The organism is Psychrobacter sp. TB20-MNA-CIBAN-0197, assembly GCF_040309765.1.
GTDB classification, from domain to species: Bacteria; Pseudomonadota; Gammaproteobacteria; order Pseudomonadales; family Moraxellaceae; genus Psychrobacter; species Psychrobacter submarinus.
The window spans coordinates 1-275 of sequence record NZ_JBEOPC010000512.1 but is presented as its reverse complement, the minus strand read 5'-3'; the positions used below and the strand labels follow the sequence as shown (position 1 = coordinate 275).

Sequence of the window (275 nt, the reverse complement as noted above, 5' to 3'; positions counted from 1 at the left end):
ACCCTGTACCACAGCTCGAGAAAACCGACGGGCCACACTCAGTTGCTCATCCGATTCTCAGCGCAGGTTTATATGAGTCATGTCTCAGGCCGATCCGGTCGTACCGCAAGTTCTTCAGCAACGTTCAAGCTGCCGCCACTGAGCCCGGCCTTTCTGACTGAAGAGGACGCCGCCTATTGGGTGCACACGCGGATTCCACTGAACCCGGACAAAGAGTACGGCAGCGTGATCCTGCTGCGTCCGGACGGGAAATTGCTCGCCACTTCACCCATCGC

The 275-nt window shown here is 58.2% G+C and carries 1 protein-coding gene; it reads left to right on the top strand.

Annotation, left to right across the window (positions count from 1 at the left end; genetic code table 11):
- Positions 1-72: 72 nt before the first annotated feature.
- A partial coding sequence (locus AAEY83_RS14730) for a hypothetical protein (protein WP_351060044.1) occupies positions 73-275 on the top strand: 203 nt, incomplete at its 3' end.